18 protein-coding genes are annotated in these 21,102 nt (G+C 33.4%); 10 read left to right on the top strand and 8 right to left on the bottom strand.

Annotation, left to right across the window (positions count from 1 at the left end):
* Positions 1-94: 94 nt before the first annotated feature.
* A complete protein-coding gene (locus QWY92_RS15910) occupies positions 95-418 on the bottom strand; it encodes a YbaB/EbfC family nucleoid-associated protein (RefSeq protein ID WP_290273022.1) in 324 nt (107 codons plus the stop codon).
* Between the two features lie 142 nt (positions 419-560).
* Between QWY92_RS15910 and QWY92_RS15915 the strand changes: the two genes are divergently transcribed.
* The 3 genes from QWY92_RS15915 (at position 561) to QWY92_RS15925 (ending at position 5,306) form a co-directional block, all read left to right on the top strand.
* Complete coding sequence (locus QWY92_RS15915) at positions 561-2,630, top strand: S9 family peptidase (protein ID WP_290273024.1); 2,070 nt, start codon at positions 561-563, stop codon at positions 2,628-2,630.
* A 78-nt stretch (positions 2,631-2,708) separates the two neighbouring features.
* The gene (locus QWY92_RS15920) at positions 2,709-3,749 is read left to right on the top strand and encodes a cysteate synthase (protein ID WP_290273026.1); all 1,041 of its coding nucleotides are present in this window, start codon (positions 2,709-2,711) and stop codon (positions 3,747-3,749) included.
* A 297-nt stretch (positions 3,750-4,046) separates the two neighbouring features.
* On the top strand, positions 4,047-5,306 hold the full coding sequence (locus QWY92_RS15925; protein ID WP_290273028.1) for a cysteate-C-fatty acyltransferase: 1,260 nt from the start codon (positions 4,047-4,049) through the stop codon (positions 5,304-5,306).
* Positions 5,307-5,384: 78 nt separating this feature from the next.
* On the opposite strand, the gene QWY92_RS15930 is transcribed toward QWY92_RS15925, so the two are convergent.
* A complete protein-coding gene (locus QWY92_RS15930; protein WP_290273031.1) occupies positions 5,385-6,503 on the bottom strand; it encodes a GTP cyclohydrolase in 1,119 nt (372 codons plus the stop codon).
* A gap of 25 nt (positions 6,504-6,528) precedes the next feature.
* Entirely contained in the window at positions 6,529-7,530 is a 1,002-nt protein-coding gene (locus QWY92_RS15935) for a transporter (protein WP_290273034.1), read from the bottom strand.
* Between the two features lie 168 nt (positions 7,531-7,698).
* Between QWY92_RS15935 and QWY92_RS15940 the strand changes: the two genes are divergently transcribed.
* The 4 genes from QWY92_RS15940 to QWY92_RS15955 all read left to right on the top strand — a co-directional run bounded on the left by QWY92_RS15940 (position 7,699) and on the right by QWY92_RS15955 (position 13,342).
* The gene (locus QWY92_RS15940) at positions 7,699-7,950 is read left to right on the top strand and encodes a DUF4834 family protein (RefSeq protein ID WP_290273035.1); all 252 of its coding nucleotides are present in this window, start codon (positions 7,699-7,701) and stop codon (positions 7,948-7,950) included.
* A 123-nt stretch (positions 7,951-8,073) separates the two neighbouring features.
* Entirely contained in the window at positions 8,074-10,509 is a 2,436-nt protein-coding gene (locus tag QWY92_RS15945) for a YfhO family protein (protein WP_290273036.1), read from the top strand.
* Between the two features lie 18 nt (positions 10,510-10,527).
* A complete protein-coding gene (locus tag QWY92_RS15950) occupies positions 10,528-11,814 on the top strand; it encodes a glycosyltransferase family protein (protein WP_290273038.1) in 1,287 nt (428 codons plus the stop codon).
* 73 nt (positions 11,815-11,887) lie between these two features.
* Positions 11,888-13,342 carry a lipopolysaccharide biosynthesis protein gene (locus QWY92_RS15955; protein ID WP_290273040.1) on the top strand — a complete coding sequence of 485 codons (1,455 nt, stop codon included), beginning with the start codon at positions 11,888-11,890 and terminating at the stop codon, positions 13,340-13,342.
* 111 nt (positions 13,343-13,453) lie between these two features.
* Here QWY92_RS15955 and QWY92_RS15960 read toward each other — a convergent pair whose 3' ends face one another.
* From QWY92_RS15960 to QWY92_RS15970, 3 genes are all read right to left on the bottom strand, one after another.
* Positions 13,454-14,593 carry a hypothetical protein gene (locus QWY92_RS15960; protein ID WP_290273043.1) on the bottom strand — a complete coding sequence of 380 codons (1,140 nt, stop codon included), beginning with the start codon at positions 14,591-14,593 and terminating at the stop codon, positions 13,454-13,456.
* Between the two features lie 379 nt (positions 14,594-14,972).
* Entirely contained in the window at positions 14,973-15,635 is a 663-nt protein-coding gene (locus QWY92_RS15965; RefSeq protein WP_290273046.1) for an HAD family hydrolase, read from the bottom strand.
* A gap of 75 nt (positions 15,636-15,710) precedes the next feature.
* On the bottom strand, positions 15,711-16,550 hold the full coding sequence (locus tag QWY92_RS15970; protein ID WP_290273048.1) for a mechanosensitive ion channel family protein: 840 nt from the start codon (positions 16,548-16,550) through the stop codon (positions 15,711-15,713).
* 246 nt (positions 16,551-16,796) lie between these two features.
* On the opposite strand from QWY92_RS15970, the gene QWY92_RS15975 reads away from it, so the two are divergent.
* Both QWY92_RS15975 and rlmF read left to right on the top strand, forming a co-directional pair.
* The gene (locus QWY92_RS15975; protein WP_290273050.1) at positions 16,797-16,997 is read left to right on the top strand and encodes a DUF3995 domain-containing protein; all 201 of its coding nucleotides are present in this window, start codon (positions 16,797-16,799) and stop codon (positions 16,995-16,997) included.
* A gap of 105 nt (positions 16,998-17,102) precedes the next feature.
* Positions 17,103-17,987: a 23S rRNA (adenine(1618)-N(6))-methyltransferase RlmF gene (rlmF, locus tag QWY92_RS15980; protein WP_290274123.1), complete on the top strand. Its 885-nt coding sequence runs from the start codon at positions 17,103-17,105 to the stop codon at positions 17,985-17,987.
* Between the two features lie 147 nt (positions 17,988-18,134).
* Here rlmF and QWY92_RS15985 read toward each other — a convergent pair whose 3' ends face one another.
* Together QWY92_RS15985 and QWY92_RS15990 are read right to left on the bottom strand one after the other, a co-directional pair.
* The gene (locus QWY92_RS15985) at positions 18,135-18,809 is read right to left on the bottom strand and encodes a ZIP family metal transporter (RefSeq protein WP_290273052.1); all 675 of its coding nucleotides are present in this window, start codon (positions 18,807-18,809) and stop codon (positions 18,135-18,137) included.
* Positions 18,810-18,894: 85 nt separating this feature from the next.
* Entirely contained in the window at positions 18,895-19,626 is a 732-nt protein-coding gene (locus QWY92_RS15990; protein ID WP_290273055.1) for a class I SAM-dependent methyltransferase, read from the bottom strand.
* Positions 19,627-19,866: 240 nt separating this feature from the next.
* Here QWY92_RS15990 and QWY92_RS15995 point away from each other — a divergent pair, with 240 nt between their 5' ends.
* Positions 19,867-21,024, top strand: coding sequence for a THUMP domain-containing class I SAM-dependent RNA methyltransferase (locus tag QWY92_RS15995; protein WP_290273057.1), 1,158 nt, complete (start codon positions 19,867-19,869; stop codon positions 21,022-21,024).
* Positions 21,025-21,102 lie beyond the last annotated feature (78 nt).

Consider the following 21,102-nt stretch of genomic DNA (forward strand, 5'->3'; position numbering starts at 1 on the left):
AGACGAAAATTAATAAAAATCAAATGTAAGCATTAGGTTGGCTTACAGATGATTATATTGATTAACTGAGGGAAGAATCGGTTAAAGTGTTGTTTTACTTAAACATATCCATACCAGGAATGTTTGGCATACCATCTTTAGCAGCTGCTGCAAGTTCGGCTTCGTTAATTTTGGTGGCTTTGTCTATGGCTTTATTCAGCGTTAAAATAAGATAATCTTCAAGTTGTTCTTTATCTTCAAGTAAACTATCATCAATGTCAATAGATTTTATAGCTCTATTGGCTGTTAAGGTAATTTTTAGCTTGTTATCGTTGCTGGCTTCATCAATTAGAACAGAATTTAAACGCTCTTTAGTTGCATCGACTTTTATTTTGGCTTCTTTGATTTTAGACATCATGCCCATCATATCTCCAAACATATTACTTTATTTTTAAGGGTTGGTTGGTGCAAATTTATTAAATAGTATCAGAATTATCTGTATTTTACGAGGAAAAATGAAATTAGCCACCATTATTTTATGCTTAAGTTTTACATTTGCCACTTCCTGTAAAAACGAAAAAATGAGTCTATCTATAAATGAAGTGGCAATACCTTCAGCAAAAAAAATACCAAAAGAATTAAAAAACCATAACGATGTTAGAGTTGATAATTATTATTGGCTGAACGATCGTGAAAATCCGGAAGTTATTGATTATTTAAATGCCGAGAATGCATATACTAAAGCTATAATGCAACATACCGAGGAGTTTCAGAAGGACTTATTTGAAGAGATGAAGGGGAGAATTAAGGAAGACGATTCTACCGTGCCATACAAGTTAAATGGTTATTGGTACATTACACGTTATGAAACCGGGAAAGATTACCCTATTTATTTTCGTAAAAAAGGCACTTTAGATGCGCCAGAAGAAATTTTATTCGACTGTAATGAAATGGCTAAAGAACATTCTTACTTCAGTTTAGGAAGTATTTCTATTAGTCCAGACAATAAAATGGCAGCTTTTTCTACCGATGTGGTAAGTAGAAGACAATATACTGTTCAAATTAAAAACTTAGAAACCGGCGAAATTTATGCCGATAAAATTCTAAATACCACCGGAAGCGCCACTTGGGCAAACGATAATAAAACGTTGTTTTACACCATAAAAGATGAAGTAACGTTGCGTTCTTCTAAAATATTTAAACACAAATTGCATAGTGAAACCGAGAGTGACACTGAAGTGTATCATGAAACGGATGAAACTTTTAATACGTTTGTTTATAAAACGAAATCGAAGAAATATATAATCATTGGATCGTCGAGTACGTTGTCTTCGGAATATTCCATTTTAAATGCAGATACACCAGATGGAGCGTTTAAAGTATTTCAGAAAAGAACAGCCGATTTAGAATATAGTATTGCGCATTATAATGATGCCTTTTACATTATTTCTAATTGTGATGGCGCTACAAACTTCAAACTTCTAAAAACAAGCGAAACGGCTACGGAAAAAGAAAATTGGACTGATTTATTGCCACATCGTACAGATGTATTGCTTGAAGATATCGAGATTTTTAAAGATTATTTAGTGGTTAATGAGCGTGAAAACGGACTTAATAATTTACGAATAATAAGCTGGGATGGGAGCGAAGATTATTATTTACCTTTTAATTCTGAAACGTACACATCTTATATTGGTGGAAATCCCGATTTTGATAGCGATGTGCTACGTTACGGATTTAATTCCTTAGCCAACCCAAGTGCAGTTATCGATTATAATTTTAAAGCTAAAACTAGCGAAATTAAAAAGGAGCAGCAGGTTTTTGGGGGTAAATTCAATAAAGAAAATTATGAAGAAAAACGCGTTTGGGCTACCGCTCGTGATGGCGTAAAAGTGCCTATATCGTTGGTTTATAAAAAAGGAATCAAGTTAGATGGTTCAAATCCTGTATTGCAATATGCCTACGGTTCGTATGGTTCTACCATCGATCCCTCTTTTTCAACCATCCGTTTAAGTCTACTCGATCGTGGTTTTGTTTATGCCATTTCTCATATTCGTGGTGGCGAGTATTTAGGTAGAAACTGGTACGAAACAGGTAAACTATTAACTAAAAAGAACACTTTTACCGATTTTGTAGATTGCTCAAAGTATTTAATTGAAGAAAACTACACCTCTAATAAGCATTTGTACGCTTACGGTGGTTCAGCAGGAGGTTTATTAATGGGGGCTATTATTAATATGAACCCAGAATTGTACAACGGGGTTTTGGCTGCGGTACCTTTTGTAGATGTAGTAACCACAATGCTTGATGATACGATTCCGTTAACCACAGGCGAGTACGACGAATGGGGAAATCCTAACGATGAAACTTATTATAAGTACATGAAATCATATTCTCCATATGATAATGTAGAAGCGAAAGCATACCCAAATATGTTAGTAACCACTGGTTTACACGATTCGCAAGTACAATATTGGGAGCCTGCAAAGTGGATAGCAAAGCTTCGAGAACTAAAAACTGACACTAATAAATTGCTGCTACAAACCGATATGGATTCCGGGCATGGCGGGGCTTCAGGACGTTTTGAAAGCCTTAAAGAAGTAGCGCTAGAATATGCTTTTTTATTAGATTTAGAAGGAATTAATCGTTAATAAAAAAAAATGTCTTATTTTTGTCCAGTTTTAAGAAGCATTTATTTATTAAAATAGTGCAACTTGTAAAATGAATTTATGAAACACAGAAATCAAGTATTTGATAATGTATTAGAGTTAGTTGGCAATACTCCCTTAGTAAAGCTTAACAGAATTACCTCTAAGTTCGAAGGGGATTTTTACGCTAAAGTAGAATGTTTTAACCCAGGACAATCATCAAAAGATAGAATAGCGCTTTACATTATTGAAGAAGCCGAAAAAAAAGGCATTTTAAAACCAGGCGATACTATTGTTGAAACAACCTCTGGAAACACTGGTTTTAGTATAGCAATGGTAAGTATCATTAAAGGATACGAATGCGTTTTGGCCGTAAGCTCAAAATCTTCTCCAGATAAAATTGATATGTTGCGTACTATGGGGGCAAAGGTATATGTTTGTCCAGCACATGTTAGTGCAGACGATCCTAGATCTTACTATCAAGTAGCAAAACGTATTCACGAAGAATTAAAAGGTTCGGTTTATATTAATCAATATTTTAATCAACTTAATATTGATGCACATTACAACTCTACAGGACCAGAAATTTGGAAGCAAACTGAAGGTGAAATCACGCATTTAGTAGCTTGTAGCGGTACTGGAGGAACTATTTCAGGAACAGCAAAGTATTTAAAAGAGCAAAACCCAAATGTAAAAGTTATTGGTGTAGATGCTTTTGGTTCGGTACTTAAAAAATATCATGAAACTAAAGAGTTTGACGAAAAAGAAATTTATCCATACCGTATAGAAGGTTTAGGTAAAAATCTAATTCCAGGTGCAACAGATTTTGATATTATTGATGAGTTTGTAAAAGTATCAGATGAAGAAAGTGCACACACAGCCCGAGAAATCGCAAGAACGGAAGGTATGTTTGTGGGGTATACTTCAGGAGCAGCTATGCAAGCCATTAAACAATTAGACGAGCAAGGTGAGTTTAAAAAAGGAGATAAAGTAGTTATCATATTTCCAGATCACGGTTCACGTTACATGAGTAAAGTATATAGTGATAAGTGGATGGCAGATCAAGGCTTTTTCGATAGTAAAAACAAAGTCTCTGCAGATAGCATTCAATACATTAAATAATTAAAAATATTTCAACATAAAAAAAGTCCATATTTTACATCATTGTGAAATATGGGCTTTTTTTATAGAGCATTTTTACATTTTTATGATTTTTTTATAGGATTAATACTAAAAAAACTTAAATGCTTCATAAAAAATTATGTTCAATGCTCAGAAATATTTAATTTTGCACCCACTAACTAAAGCTTGAGTTTTCTTTTTTTATTATAGGCACATTTTGATGCTTATAAGCTTAACGAATTCTTTTGAAATTAGTTGTAGTGATATTTGAAATTAATACAATACCATTTATAATAGATGAAGGATTTATTTGAAAAGATTTATAAAGACAAAGGACCGCTAGGAAAGTGGGCGTCTCAAGCAGAAGGCTATTTTGTATTCCCAAAGTTGGAAGGTGAAATATCTAATAGGATGAAATTTCAAGGAAAAGACGTTATTACTTGGAGTATTAATGATTACTTAGGTTTAGCCAATCACCCTGAAGTTCGTAAAGTGGATGCAGAAGCTGCTGCACAATACGGTTCAGCGTACCCAATGGGTGCTAGAATGATGTCTGGACATACGGATTTACATGAAAGACTTCAAAATGAATTAGCAGAATTCGTAAGTAAAGAATCGGCTTATTTATTAAATTTCGGATACCAAGGTATGGTATCTACCATTGATGCTTTAGTATCTAAAGACGATATTATTGTTTATGATGTTGATGCTCATGCTTGTATTATTGACGGTGTGCGTTTACATATGGGAAAACGTTTTACTTATAAACACAACGATGTTGCAAGTTTAGAGAAAAACTTAGAACGTGCTACTAAAATGGCAGAACAAACAGGTGGAGGGATTTTAGTAATTTCTGAAGGTGTTTTTGGAATGCGTGGAGAGCAAGGACGTTTAAAAGAAATTGTAGCACTTAAACAAAAATTTAACTTTAGATTATTTGTTGATGATGCTCACGGTTTTGGAACCTTAGGAGCAACAGGAGCAGGTACAGGAGAAGAACAAGGCGTACAAGATGATATTGATGTGTACTTTGCAACGTTTGCTAAATCTTTAGCAAGTACAGGTGCTTTTATTGCAGGAGATAAAGAAATAATTGATTATTTAAAATATAATTTACGTTCTCAAATGTTTGCAAAATCTTTGCAAATGCAATTAGTAGCTGGGGCACTTAAGCGTTTAGATATGCTTAAAACTATGCCTGAACTTAAAGCGAAACTTTGGGAAAATGTAAATGCATTACAATCAGGTTTAAAAGATAAAGGCTTCGATATCGGTACAACACAAAGTTGTGTAACGCCAGTTTATTTAAAAGGTTCTATTCCTGAAGCTATGGCTTTAGTTAAAGATTTACGTGAAAATCACGGTGTATTCTGTTCTATCGTAGTGTATCCAGTAATTCCTAAAGGATTAATTTTATTAAGATTAATTCCAACGGCAACACATACATTAGAAGATGTTTCTGAAACATTAAATGCATTTGATGCTATTAGAACACGTTTGGAAAACGGAACTTACAAGCGTTTATCTGCTTCAGTTGCAGCTGCAATGGGCGAGTAGATTTACATAAAATATAGTATAAAAAAATCCGATTCAATTAAATATTGAATCGGATTTTTTTGTTTTAGAATTCAGAATCTAAAGCGGTTTTCTATAAGTTTTTCTTCTTTTATAAACCACAGGATCAAAATGTTTCCATATTTGATGAATGGCGTGATTATCTTCCAACTCGGGAGTTCTAAAACAATTTTCAATATCTAAAGCTTTAAAAGTTTCGTAATATTCATTGAAAATAACGGCGTGAACACCTTTATTTTGATAATCGGGGTGTATACCTATTAAATAGAAAATAACGTCTTTACTGTTCTTTTTGGCGTTTAAAATATGTCTAAAACCAAAAGGAAATAGTTTTCCATTCATCTTTTTTAATGCTTTTGCAAAAGCAGGCATTACAATGGCAAAACCAACTAATTCATCGTTTTTATCTACAACAAATTTAATATAGTCAGGATTTATAAAGCTGATGAATTTTTCTTTAAAATATGTTTTTTGAACATCGTTTATAGCAACAAACGAAGATAAGGAAGCGTAACTGGCATTAAATAAATCGAACATTTTATCGACATAAGGCATCACTTCACTCGTTTTACTAAATTTTAATGCTTTGAGTTGGTAACGTCTTTTTATTAATTCTTGAGCTTTTTTGAAAAATTCAGGTTTTACATTTTCAAACGGAAAACGACTTTCAGAATATGATTTTTCAATCACATAACCGGCAGCTTCATAATGTTTAACATAATAGGCATGGTTATACCACGTCACCATAGGCGCAATGCTATCAAAGCCTTCCGTCATCACACCAACTTTATCTAAATTAGAAAAACCTACAGGGCCTTCTGTGAACTCTAGGTTTTTACGCTTTCCAATTTCAGCAACTTTATCTAGTAAGGTTTTAGAAACTTCTAGGTCGTCAATAAAATCGAACCAACCAAAACGCATTTTCTTAATATTTTGGTTTTCAATTTCTAAATTGTTTGCAATAGCTGCAATTCGGCCAACAATAGTTTTGTTTTTATACGCTAAAAATAATTGTGCTTCGGCATCTTGAAAAACAGGATTTTCATTTTTGTCAAAGGTCTTTATTTCCTGACTAATAATAGGTGGTGTCCAAAATTCACAATCTTTATAGAGCGCAAAAGGAAATTTAACAAATGCTTTTAGCTCTTTTTTACTTTTAACTTCTTTTAGTGTAATCATATAATAGTATGATGAATTCTTAAACTTAAAACTCTGTAACGCGACGTTTTTGTTTTTCTATAGAATTGTCTTTGTTTTTATCTTTTTTATTTTTTCCACGTTTATTTTCTTGTCGTTTCATTTCATCTTCCACAGAAGCTCCGTTATCGGTTTCTTTGTCTTTATGAAAATCTAAACGGTACGACATACCAAAATTAACACCAAAAACAGACGGTGTATCTTTCGTATTAAAGGTTAAAGCAGTATCTAATTGAAAATCTTTCCCCCATAAATAGGCTCCACCAAATCTAAATAGATCATCGGCATAAAAATCACTTTGAATACCTTGTACTTCTCCGAAAACAACCCAATTAGCATTTAAAGAATGTGTTAAAGTTAAAATGTATTGAAAATCCGATTGTTCGGTTCCAATCCTGTCTTTTATTAAATTCATTACAAAAACCCAACCTCCAGAAAAGTTGTTTTGAGTTGCAATCATTACTTTTGGGCTAAATCCTTCAATATTTTCAGCGGTGTACGGATTATCTAAAACATCGTAATGTGCACCAGCGTAAATGGCTACTGCTGGTATTAAAGTCTTCCATTTAAAACGATTGTTGGCTTTCCAGCTGTATAAGTTAGGCTTTTCTTCTTCAGAGTTTTTATACGGATCGTAAATTAAATACTTCGCTCCAAGCGTTAAATATTTAAAGTTAGAACGCCTGTCTTTATGGTCTAAATTAGTAACATAAGATTTGTTGTCACTTTGGAAATTACCTTCAATATTCAATTCTAAAGGCTCCCAAATTAAACCGTATCGTACAGCAAAATCGGCACCAAAACCAGAAACTTTGTAACCTACGGCAGGTGTGCGTTCCTCTTCTATAAGGTACGGCCCAACTTCAAACTGTGCCACATTGGTTCCTACGGAAAAAGCACTTCTGGAAGTCCCTGGGCGGTTAGAATTTATCACGTCGGTATATTGGCAAAAAGCCTGGTTACTAATAAAAAATAGTAGGAGTATTAGGGCGAGTTTTGTAAACTTCATGTGCTCAGATTTTTAAGGTATTGCCGTGCGCTTAATTTTTTGTTTTTAAGGATTGGCGATTAAGGGTTTTCAAATATAGATATTTTATATATTTTTTATCATTTTTCCATGTTTTTTAAACGTATAGAATTGTATTTTTGTTGTTAGTTTTAATCAAAATTTTACGCAATGGGGTTATTAAAAACCATTTTTATAATTGTATTAGTTTATTATTTGTTCAAAGTAGTGTCAAGGATTTTTGGACCTTTATTAATGAAATTCGCTGTAAAAAAAGCGGGTGAACGTTTTGGAGGGCAATATCAAGCAGCACAAAAAGAACCCGTAAAAAAAGAAGGCGAAGTTACTATCGATAAAATCCCAAATATTAAAACATCAAATAAAGATGTTGGCGATTATGTAGATTATGAAGAAGTCGATTAATATTTTTAGTGTTTCGCTTACGCGGAAAAAATAAGAACACACAATTAGCGACCAACCACGAGTTAATTTATCATTAGTCAGCGACATCAAACGCGTTTTTTAATCATTGTTTAAAATACTTTCATGCAATTTTCAATCAAAAAAGCACTACCACATATTCTTGTATTATTGGGGTTTGTGATATTGTCATTGGCTTATTTTAGTCCCGTTTTACAAGGTAAAGAAATCTATCAAAGTGATATCGTGCAGTTTATTGGCATGAATAAACAACAAAAGGATTTTAAAGCACAAACGGGTGAAGAAACCTATTGGACCAACGGTGCTTTTGCAGGTATGCCAACATATCAATTAGGAGCTAGATATCCACATAATTATATTAAAAAAATCGATTCAGCATTACGGTTTTTACCACGCCCAGCCGACTATTTATTTTTATATTTACTAAGCTTTTATGTGTTATTATTGGTGTTAAAGGTCGATTTTAAACTTGCTGCACTTGGAGCATTAGCTTTTGGTTTTTCAACGTATCTCATTATAATTTTAGGCGTAGGCCATAATAGTAAAGCGCATGCAATTGCTTATATGCCGCTGGTTTTAAGCGGAATTGTGCTTACGTTTAGAAAGAAATATATTGCAGGATTTCTGTTAACAGTTTTAGCAATGGGGCTAGAAATTGTGTCTAATCACTTTCAAATGACCTACTATTTAATGTTGTTAGTCCTTATTTTAGGATTGGCTTATCTAGTAGATGCGTATCAGAAAAAAACATTACCTCATTTTTTTAAATCGGTTGGTATATTGTTTGGCGCCGTAATATTGGCTGTGGCATTAAATGCTACAAGCGTTATGGCCACGCAGGAATACGTTAAAGAAAGTACTCGTGGTAAAACAGAATTAACCATCAATCCCGATGGATCTCCAAAACCAATAACATCGGGGTTAGATAAAGATTATATTACACAGTTTAGTTATGGCTTTGCTGAAACGTTTAATCTTTTTATTCCACGTTTTATGGGTGGTGGTAATGGTGAAGATGTGGGAAAAGATTCTGCAACCTATGAAGCTTTTAGAAAACTTGGAGCCACAACAACTCAAGCTGCTGAAGAAGCCAAACGAGCGCCATTATATTGGGGAGAGCAACCCATAGTGGAAGCTCCGGCTTATGTTGGCGCCGTAATTTTATTTTTGTTTGTATTCGCTTTATTTCTTGTAAAAGGCCGTTTAAAATGGTGGCTTGTTGGCGGCACAATATTTTCATTATTACTTTCTTACGGAAAAAATTTAGGATTTTTAACCAACTTTTTTATCGATTATGTTCCGTTTTACAACAAGTTTAGAGCCGTAACGTCTATACAAGTACTACTGGAGCTATGTATTCCTGTATTAGGAATTTTTGGTTTGGTACGTTTGTTTAATAGTTTTGAAAAACGAGAAGAAAAATTACATGCTTTAAAATATGCAACGGCAATCACTGGAGGTTTAGCACTTTTATTTTTAGTGATGAAATCATCTTTATTCGATTTCGTAGGCGTTAACGATGGTTTTTACAGTAAAAATTACGGTCCCGATTTTGTAGATGCTTTAAAAGAAGATCGGAAAAGTGTTTTTACAACTGATACACTCAGAAGTTTAGCTTTAGTATTACTTTCGGCAGGTTTAATTTTTGCTTATTTAAAAGATAAGTTGAAAGAAAATGGATTGATTATAGCTTTTACAGTTTTAATGTTATTCGATTTAGTTGGAGTAGATAGGCGTTACGTAAACAACGACGATTTTGTAGCATCTATACAAATGAATAAGCCTTTTGAAGCTAATGAAGCTGATAAAGCCATTTTACAAGATGATGGTTATTACCGAGTTTACGATTTGGTTTCAGGGCCATCAAAAGCATCGTATTTTCATAATTCTTTGAACGGGTATAATGCAGCTGAACTAAAACGTTATCGTGAGGTTTTCGATTTTTATATTTCGAAAAACAATATTAATGTGCTTAATATGTTTAATACCAAATATCTTATAGCACAAGGTGAAAAAGGAGAAGTTTTTCCATACACCAATGAAGAGGCGAATGGAGCTGCATGGTTTGTAAATCAACTTAAAAAGGTAGATTCGGCAAACGATGAAATTATGGCTTTGGATAGTTTAGATAATAAACATGTAGCGGTTTTTACAAAAGGTAAAGATGAATTACTACCAACGGAAAGTAAAACATTTAAAGTCGATTCGTTAGCGTCGATTAATTTAGTATCTCATGCACCTAATAATTTAAAATACACGTCTAATAATTCAAATGAAGGATTTGCTGTATTTTCAGAAGTATATTATGGTAACGGTTGGAAAACTTTTATCGACGGAAAACCAACGGAACATAGTCGCGTAAATTACACGTTGCGTGGATTATTTATTCCAGCAGGAAAACATGAGATTGAGTTTAAATTTGATCCTGATGTTGTTAAAACAGGAAGTTATATTGCGTTGGCAAGTTCAGCGTTATTTGGTTTGTTGTTATTGGGTGGATTGTTTTTTCAATTCAAGAAAAAGAAAGCCACAAAAGCATAACTTGCTTCGGAAGATATCATGAAAAATTCTAAAGTACTTATCATTAGCTATTATTGGCCACCGGCAGGAGGACCAGGCGTACAGCGTTGGCTAAAATTTGTAAAGTACTTGCCTGAATTTGGTGTAAAACCCATTGTTTATATTCCTGAAAACCCCAATTATCCGCTTTTAGATGAAAGCTTAATAGCGGAAGTTCCAAAGGAAGTAACTGTTATAAAACAACCGATAAGCGAACCTTATCGATTGGCAGGATTGTTCTCTAAAAAATCATCAAAAACAATTAGTAAAGGGCTTATTCCAGAGGCTAAAAAGCAAAGTTTTATCGAAAAATCTATGCTTTATATTCGTGGTAATTTTTTTATTCCTGATGCTCGTAAAAGTTGGGTGAAACCTTCCGTTACTTATCTTTCAGAATATATTTCAAAAGAAAACATTGAAACAATTATTACCACAGGTCCACCGCATAGTTTGCATCTTATAGGTTTACAACTTCAACAGAAAATAGGAGTGAAGTGGATTGCTGATTTTAGAGATCCATGGACCACTATTGGCTATCATAAACAGTTGAAATTAACCGAAAGTTCTAAACAAAAACATAAAACTTTAGAGAAAGAGGTTTTAAACAAAGCAGATGACATTATAGTAACCAGTTCGGTAACTAAAACAGAGTTTGAGGGTATTACAAAAAAGCCTATTACTGTAATTACAAACGGTTATGATTATGAGCCTTTACAAGCTGTAACGCTCGATTCTAAGTTCTCAATAGCGCATATTGGGTCGTTGTTATCCAAACGAAATCCTGAAGTTTTATGGCAAGTTTTATCAGAATTAGTAAAAGAAAATGCTGAATTTGAAAAAGACTTTGAGTTAAATTTTATTGGTGCTGTGAGTGAAAATGTACTGCAATCTATCGAGATTTCTGGGCTTTCAAAATACATGAATAATTTCGGGTATGTATCGCATAAAGCATCTATTCGTTATCAAAAGAGTTCACAAGTTTTATTGTTAGTCGAAATTGATTCTGAAGAAACAAAATGTATTATTCCTGGTAAATTGTTCGAATATCTGGTGTCTAATCGTCCAATTTTAGCTTTGGGACCAAAAGGTTCGGATGTTGAAACCATAATAAAAGAGACCAATACCGGAAACTACTTTAGTTACAACGATAGTAAATCGTTAAAATCGACTATCTTGGGGCATTATAAAAACTTTAAAAATAAAAACTTGAAAGTGCATGCCGTTGGATTACAGAAATATAGTAGAAAAAACTTGACTGCTCAATTGGTTTCCGTATTAAAAAAGTAATAAAATAAGCATTCACAAAAATCAATTTCAAATCAACCTGTTTTGAAATTATAATGTTGAAATCAAAATAATTATGGGCGTAGTTGCTTCTCAATCCTTTAAAAACATAATTTCTACCTATTTGGGGTTTTTAGTAGGAGCAATAAATACCTTGTTTCTTTATACCAAATTTTTAAGTGCGGAATACTACGGTATGGTAGGCTACATGCTGTCTTTGGCTTATGTTATTATGCCTTTGATGAATTTTGGTACACATAATACATTAGTTAAGTTTTACTCTACTTTTAAAACGCGTGTATCGTTAAATAGTTTTTTAACACTCATGCTGCTTTTGCCTATTGCCGTTATTATTCCTATAGTTTTAATTGTTTATTTCGGACATGAATTTATAGGTAATTTATTGTCTAATGAAAATGCAATTATTAAAAATTACCTGTGGCATACTATTATTATCGGTATTTCATTAGCGTATTTCGAGGTTTTTTTTTCTTGGGCAAAAGTGCAAATGCTAACGGTATTTGGAAACTTTATGAAAGAAGTTTTTCACCGTGTTTTTACCATGATTCTCTTGTTTTTACTTCATTTTGAATATATCAATTTAGAGCAGTTTATGGCTGGTTTAGTGGTGGCTTATTTCCTGAGAATGCTGATAATGAAAGTTTATGCTTTTTCGTTAAAGTTTCCAAAATTAACCTTTAAGCGGGTTAATGGTTTAAGCCGAATTTTAAAATATTCATTTTTAATTATTATAGCCGCCGCCATTGCAACCTCACTTTTAGATGTTGATAAAGTGATGCTTGGGTACTATATTCCTCTAGAACAAATTGCATATTATAATGTGGCTATTTTTATAACGGCAGTTATAGCAGTACCTCAGCGCTCGATGTATCAATTGTTAATGCCTATGACAGCCAAGTATTTAAACGATAAGAATTTTGAAGCTTTAGAAGATTTATACAAGCGTAGTTCACTCAACTTGTTTATTATAGGTGGATTTATCTTTTTGCTGATTGTTTTAAACATCAATCAGCTTTATTTGATTATTCCTAAAGAATTTAATGGCGGGTTGTATGTAGTGTTTCTAATTAGTATTGTAAAATTATACGATTCACTTTTAGGGAGTAATAATGCCATTTTATTTAATAGCGATTATTATAGAATGGTACTAGTTTTAGGTGTAATTCTTGTTGTTATTATGGTTGCACTTAATGTGTTATTTATTCCTGTTTTAGGGATAAATGGCGCAGGACTCGCTACTTTTTTAGCCGTATTTTTATACAATTCCGTTAAATTGTACTTTGTATATAACAAGTTTAAAATTCTGCCGTTTTCAGCTAAAACATTACAGATAGGTGTGTTTATTACAATTACGGTATTGCTGTTTTACTTTTGGGACTTTCCATTTCATCCTATTTTAAATATTGGTTTAAAATCGACTTTAATTACTGTGCTTTACATCTATATGGTGCTTAAATTTAAATTTTCCGAAGATATTTCAAATTTACTAAAACGTTATTTAAAGTTGTAAGTTTGTTTTGAAAGGAAAAATAGATAGTAAAACCTATAAAATGAAAAACCCTGCGAAGTTGCTTTGAGGCAAACAATCGTCAGGGTGTTTCGTACTAACCAACCAAAATTTTTATGATCGTCTTCCTGTGGTTGTCGATCTTGTATTGTTGCTAGAATTACTTCGGCTTTGTGTTGCTCTGCTATTACTTTTTTGTGCGGTATTAGCTCGAGTTGTGCTAGGCGTACTTTTCGTACTTCTAGTTGTATTATTGCTTCTATTATATGTACGAGTTTTTGTAGTTTTTGGACTTTGTACTCTCGTGTTTTTTTGAGTACGCGTTGTTGTTCTGTTATTAATCGTTGGTCTTGTAGTTGTACTTCTTGTAGTACTTCTATTTGGTGTCGATTTCACACTACTATTATCGCGTTTTGCGTAAGTGCGATTTGTAGATCTGTTATTACTCGATGTTCTATTTGGTATTGAATTATTGTAACGACGGCCGCTATTGCTGTTTTGAGCAACTTGACGTCTTGAGTTTGTCGTTCTGTTAATTTTAGTAACATTTCTAGCGCTTCTATTTACGGTAGCGTAGTTTCTGTTTCGTGTTATTGTATTTCCACGACGACTATAAATTGCCGATGATGGGCGGTAATTGTTGTAAAAAGGTCTATTGTAAACATAACGTGTTGGTGTATAATGTTGGCGGTAAGGTCTGTTGAAAACCACACGAAAATTTAATGATGGTATACGGTAATAATTGTGCCATGGACGGTAAACATATCCGCGGTTATAATTGTTAATGTATCCTGTATAATGACTATATCTGTTATAACGATCGTAGTGTACATACAATCCGCCAACATGCGAAATATAACCATTACTGTTGTAGTTTATATTTACATTTCCAGCTTGCGATATACGGCCATAATAATCGTAATAAATTGGCGTGTTTTCTATTTGAATAATAGCACCATATTCATCATATTGAACATAAGCGTTATAATCGTAACCCGAATTATAGCTAAAATCGATATTTCTAGAATGTAAAGAAACATTGACGTTAGAGGTTTGACGTTGTAAATTGAAATCGAATTGTCCATCAGGAAAAATCGAAAATTCAATGCCACGTTCTACAAAAATAAAAGAGTTTCCGTAACCTCTATTGTTATTTATTGTGGTGTTTATGTCGCTGTTTGTTGTTGGGGTGTCTGCATTAACGGAAAACCCTGTGAAGATTAAGCCGGCTAATAAGAATATATATCTTTTCATATTGCTATATTTTAATGTTATACACTTTGATAATTACAAACAGCGTGCCATAAAATTAAAACATGCTGTGAAGCCTTGTTTTTAAAGGGAATAAAAACGGATGTGTTGTTTGTTTTGAATGGTTTATTAGAGTTTTAGTAAAAAGAACAATGGTATTATAAGTATTATAAAATAGATGAATATGAGAATCCTTATCTATTAAATGTACATACGTTGTAAAATTGACACGATGCTTGAATGAAAAGTTAGTTCATACCTAGGTTGAAGAATGAAAAGAATAAAGGCATAGGGGGATAGGGTAGCCGAAGAGTTGAAATAGAGTAAGCCTTATTATACGTTGGATAACAAGAACGTTTTTGGTGATTAAATCTCTAATAAATTAGGAGTTGAAATACGACGTTATTTTTTCAAAAGTTATCGACTTAAAATCTTCAATTTTTAAATTGGCGTTGGTATAATCTTGATTTTTAGAATGGATACTATCAAAACCAACGCAAAAAATATTTGCCCCGTTGGCAGCCGCAATCCCATTTGTAGAATCTTCAATAACCATACATTCCGAAGCTTTAAAACCAGAGGCTTCAGCTGCTTTAATAAAAATTTCAGGATGTGGTTTCGATGCTTTTAAATCGGCACCACTAAGTTTAGCTTTAAAATATTTATTCAAATCAAAACGTTTAAAAATGCGTTCAATACTAGGCATGGAGGCCGATGATGCTAAAACTAAAGTCAGTCCGTTGGCGTGGTAATTTTTAATTAAATCGAGTACGCCATCAATTAAATCGAATGTTTTATCGTTTTCAAAAATGTATTCGTAATGCTTACGTTTTATAGCAACCAAAGCTTCTGCAGTTTCCTTGAGGTTGAAATGTTCTTTCACCTGCTTGCAAACATTTAAGGTCGATTGCCCAGTGTACGATTCGTAAAGCGCATCAGACACATCGGCATTTACATCTCGAAACATTTGGTGGTAAGCGGCGTGGTGTAGCGGTTCGCTATCAATAATAACACCATCCATATCGAAAATAACGGCTTTTAACATGATTGAATTTATTTTGGACGAAGATAAAAGAATTCGTGATATTAAAAATTCCAAAGCCGTTTTAAATAAAAGTGTTTACTCGGGTGTATTTGGTTTGATGTGCAAATCCATTTGAGGAAACGGAATAGTAATACCATGTTCAGCAAATTTCTTGCTAATGTTTCTTCGGACATCACTTTTTACACGACTTATTTGAAATATTTTTTGACTAAAAAATAGCACTTGAAAATCTAAGGACGAATTTCCAAAATTAATTAATCGAGCTTCGGTAGTTTCTCGATCTGTAATATCCGGATGTTCAAAAGTGCTTTCTTCTAAAATTTTCATAACCAAATCAATGTCGCTGCCGTAAGCAACTCCTACATTGATTCTAAAACGCGCTTTCATTGCTTGGTGGCTCCAGTTAATCACTTTATTGGTGGTAATAAGTGAATTTGGAATAATTATAGAAACGTTATCCGTATTCAAAGCTTTAGAGGTTCGTAGTCCGATACTCTGTATTTTAACAATTTCACCATCAACATCTAGTACATCATCTATTTTTATAGATTGTTCCGATAGTAAAATAATTCCCGAAATAATATCATTAAACGTTTGCTGTAATCCTAAACCAATACCAACAAGTAAGGCTGCCGATCCTGCGATTAACACTGTTACTTTTATACCAATAGTTTCTAAAACAAGGCCAATGGTGATAATCCAAACTACATATTGAATAATTTGAAATAGGGCATAGGCATTACCTTTATCAAACTTGCTAAAGCGACGTTTTCTAAAAAGGGCTTTCTTTATTAAGATTAATATAAGTTTAGAGATCAGAACAATAATTAAAATGGAGACTAATGTGTATACCTTAATATGGCTTTCTCCCACACTAATAAGTTCTTGTTCTAAAAATTTTGTAAATGTTTCCATATGGTTGTAAAATTGGCTGCAAGTATAGTTTAAAAATACAAAATGCAAGAGATACTTTGTGTCTAAATTGGCATAATTATAGTTTATTAAGGCTAAATTTGGATTATAAATTTATAAGAGATGGTTGCAGCTTTATCTGTAATACTTAATTTTATTTTTTTATTAGGTTTAATTCGTTGTAATTGGCTTTTTGGTGGGCTATAAAGGCTTTCAGGGACTTTACCGTGCAAAGAAAATGAAGAACGTGTGCTAAATCCTAAAAAGATTAATACGGCAATTGTTGGAATGGGCTTAATTACGTTTTGTTTTGTCTATTTTTGCAAAGCAGAATTAAGCACGCTTAATTTACCTTATTGGATTGGGCTTTATGCCGGCTGGATTATTTCAGAATTGTTTTTATTAAGAGCCATTGGCGATTTTAAATACGTTGATTTTTCAAAAAGGTAAGGCAAACTTAATTCGGAAGATTAGATTCAAAACTCTTTTCGCCGTTGTGTTTAGCAATAAGCAGTATAGGCTTAATTATACAGATTTTAACTTAATATAGATACCATCAAAACAACACCAAGCTTTCACCCGAAAAACAAACACCAAGAAGGTTACGATTTAGAAGCCTTATGCACTGCATTTCCAGGCTTATTACCTTTTGTTTTTGAAAATAAACACCAAACACAAACCATAGATTTTGCCAACCCCAAAGCAGTAAAAGCACTAAATACGGCTTTATTGGTTAAATATTATGGCGTTACATTTTGGGCTTTTCCAGACACTAATTTATGCCCGCCAATTCCAGGCCGTGTAGATTATATGCACCATATAGCGCATTTAGTTAAAAAAACAAATACCGAGAACGGCGTTAAAATATTAGATATTGGTACAGGCGCTTCTTGTATTTATCCTATTTTGGGGCATGCTGAATACAATTGGGATTTCGTAGCCACTGATATAGATGAGAGATCGTTAAAAACGGCAGATAAAATTGTAACTAAAAATAATTTAAGTAAAAGTGTTACGTTGCGTCATCAAAAGGACGAAGCCCATATTTTTACAGGAATTATAGAAGAAGACGAAATGTTCTCTGTTGCAGTATGCAATCCGCCATTTTATAAATCGGAAGCAGAAGCTTTAGAGGCTACCACCCGAAAGTCTAAAAACTTAAACAAAAACACAGATAAGCTGGTTCGGAATTTTTCAGGAACTCAAAACGAATTGTTATACAAAGGTGGCGAAAAAGCTTTTTTACACACCTATTTATACGAAAGTTCTCTTTACAAAACCCAGTGCCATTGGTTTACAACCTTGGTTTCTAAAAAAGACTTAGTAAAAGGGATGTATGCGTCGCTTAAAAAATTAGGAGCGACCGAAATAAAAACCATAAACATGGGGCAGGGCAATAAAATATCGCGTATTGTAGCATGGACTTTTATGGAGAAATAAAATGTTTTACGCTTTTGAAAATCGCCTTGTTTTTGGTGATATTTCACACAAAAAAACTCAAATTAAACATTACTTTGTCTAATTTGAGTTTTTTTATTACTAATAAATAGATGATATTTATTAATATTCTCTTTTCTTCTCGAAATACTAAATCACGTAAGCGATTCCAACGCCTAAAATAATAGCAATAAATTTGCTTAGATTAAACTTGTGACCTTCTCCACTTTCAAACAAAATGGTCGTGGAAATATGGAAGAATATACCAATAACCACAGCATTAATACTATGTGCAAAGTGTTCCGAAAAATCAGCCGTGTTAGAAATAAAAGTTCCCAGAGGCGTCATACAAGCAAAAATTACTAAAAACGCTACAATTTTCGACCTACTAAAACTAGACTGAAATAAAAACATACTGATAAGTGTCGCAATTGGAATTTTATGAATTAAAACCCCATAAATCATATCATTGTGTTCGTGTATAGGGAACCCTTCCAAAAAGCTATGAATACACAAACTAACAAATAACAACCACGGAAAATCGGTATCTTCCTTATGGATATGTACGTGTCCATGTTCGGCGCCTTTCGAAAATAATTCCAAAACAATTTGCAGTAAAATACCGCCCATAATAAATAATCCGGTACGCTTGGAATTCAAATGATGGTACACCTCTGGCAATAATTCAAAAAGTGTTAAAGCCAACAGAAAAGCACCACTAAAAGAAAGTAGGAGCTTGGTATTCCACGATTTTTTGTTCTTAGTAATTGTGGCCAGTAGCACACCAAAAATAACAGCAATTATGGGTAAAATAAATTTAATCATCTAAAAAAATACTCAAAAAAAATGAGGTTTATAAGTGTTTTTAACTCAAATAATTTACACTGTAAGGCATAAAATCAACAGTTGTTTATTTAAAAATCATCACTAAACGTTCCGATGTTTTTGCATTGAACTTACTCAATTTATAATCTCCAAAAACATCCAATAAATACACGCCAGCCTGCTCAAAAAGTGACTGAAAATCGGCTAAAGTAAATCCGCGAACACGCTCCTGAAATTTATAAGCATTCCCGTCCGTATCAAACGAAATATCTTTAATAATATAGCCGTTTTCCACGTAACGTTTCAAATAAAAATCAATGCCATCTACCGTTTTTACTTCCTCGGGCACCAAATTATCAATCACAAACTCACTGTTCATAAAATCAATCACGCCAAAACCAAAATCGTTCAAATTAGCCTTAATCGCTTCAATTGTTCTTAAATTATCAGCATCATCTTCAAAATACCCAAAACTGGTAAATAAATTAAAAACGGCGTCAAACTGCTTATTATAAGGCTTGCTCATGTCGTGCACATCAAATTTCAAACTATGATTTTCAAACTGTTTTGCAAAATCAATACTGTTTTCGCTCAAATCTACACCCGTTACATGGTAGCCCATTTTGTTTAAATATCGCGCATGTCTGCCCTTGCCACAAGCCAAATCTAGCACCGTTCCGCCCTCAGGCATATTCAAATATTCAGTCAGCGTATCCATAAAAGCATGCGCCTCGGTATCATCTCTATCCTTGTATAAAATGTGGTAGTACGTCGTATCAAACCACGATGTAAACCATTTTTTTTCCTCTTTCTCCATATTATTTTTTGGGGGTTACCACGCTTGGGCGTGGTCGGGCTTTCTGCTATATCTTTTTGCTAACTCGTTTAAAAACATGAAGTTGAGTGTGTAAAGTCAATCATTTACAAACCGCGTAAAAGGTCTTTAAATTTCAGCAAAAAGGATGCCGCTGCAATCCCTAACCCATTATCTGCCAATTTAGGCTACTTTACGCAAAATTACGTTATTTTTGCAATCTATAAGACGTAGACGTAAAAAATGGAAGAAAATTTCAACATGGTTGCCAAAACCTTATTTGGCTTTGAAGATTTATTAGCAAACGAACTCACACAAATGGGGGCTTTATACGTGAAAAAAGGTGTGCGAAACGTATCTTTTTCAGGCGATAAAGGTTTTATGTACAAATGTAACTTAGGGCTTCGTACTGCCGTTAAAATCCTAAAACCAATCCATAGTTTTACGGTTAATAGTGAAAAAGAACTATACGATAAACTTTACGCCATGAACTGGGCCAACTATATGAAGGCCACAGGAACACTTGCTGTAGATGCGACTATACATTCCGATTTATTTACCCATTCGCTCTATATCGCACAAAAAACAAAAGATGCCATTGTTGATAAATTTAGAGATACCGAAGGTGTACGCCCAAACGTAGATTTAAAATTCCCAGACATAAAAATAAACGTACATATCGATCGTAGAAAATGTACTATTTCTTTAGATTCATCGGGTGATTCTTTGCATAAACGTGGTTATAAAACCGCGACTAACATTGCACCAATAAACGAAGTTTTAGCAGCTGGATTAATTATGCTTTCTGGTTGGGATGGGCAAACAGATTTCATGGACCCTATGTGCGGTTCTGGAACGATGCTTATCGAAGCTGCCATGATTGCCTGTAACATACCGCCAAACTTGATGCGAAAAGAATTTGCATTTGAGCGTTGGACGGATTGGGATGTGGAATTATTCGAAAAAATTGAAGAATCTTTACTTAAAAAAACACGCGATTTTCATCATAAAATTATCGGCTTCGATAAAGCTCCAAGTGCTGTAACCAAAGCCAAAGAAAATGTTGTTAACGCCCAACTGGAAGATTTTATAGAGATAAAACACGAAGATTTCTTTAAAACTCAAAAAGGAGGTGACGAAAAACTACACATGGTTTTTAATCCACCTTACGGCGAGCGTTTAAATATCGATATGGAAGAGTTTTATGCAAATATCGGAGATACGTTAAAACAAAATTATCCAGGTACTGATGCTTGGTTTATTACATCCAACCTCGATGCTTTAAAGCATGTAGGATTAAGACCGTCACGAAAAATTCAACTTTTTAATGCCAAATTAGAATCCCGTTTAGTAAAATACGTGATGTATGAAGGCAGTAAAAAAGGAAAGTACATGAATTAAAGCGGTTTTCGTTTTTCTACATAGTATTCAGCGCGTTTCATAAAGTTTTTAATTTGTGCTGATAAAAAATACCCCCTT

This window comes from Algibacter miyuki (genome assembly GCF_030409805.1).
GTDB classification, from domain to species: domain Bacteria; phylum Bacteroidota; class Bacteroidia; order Flavobacteriales; family Flavobacteriaceae; genus Algibacter; species Algibacter miyuki.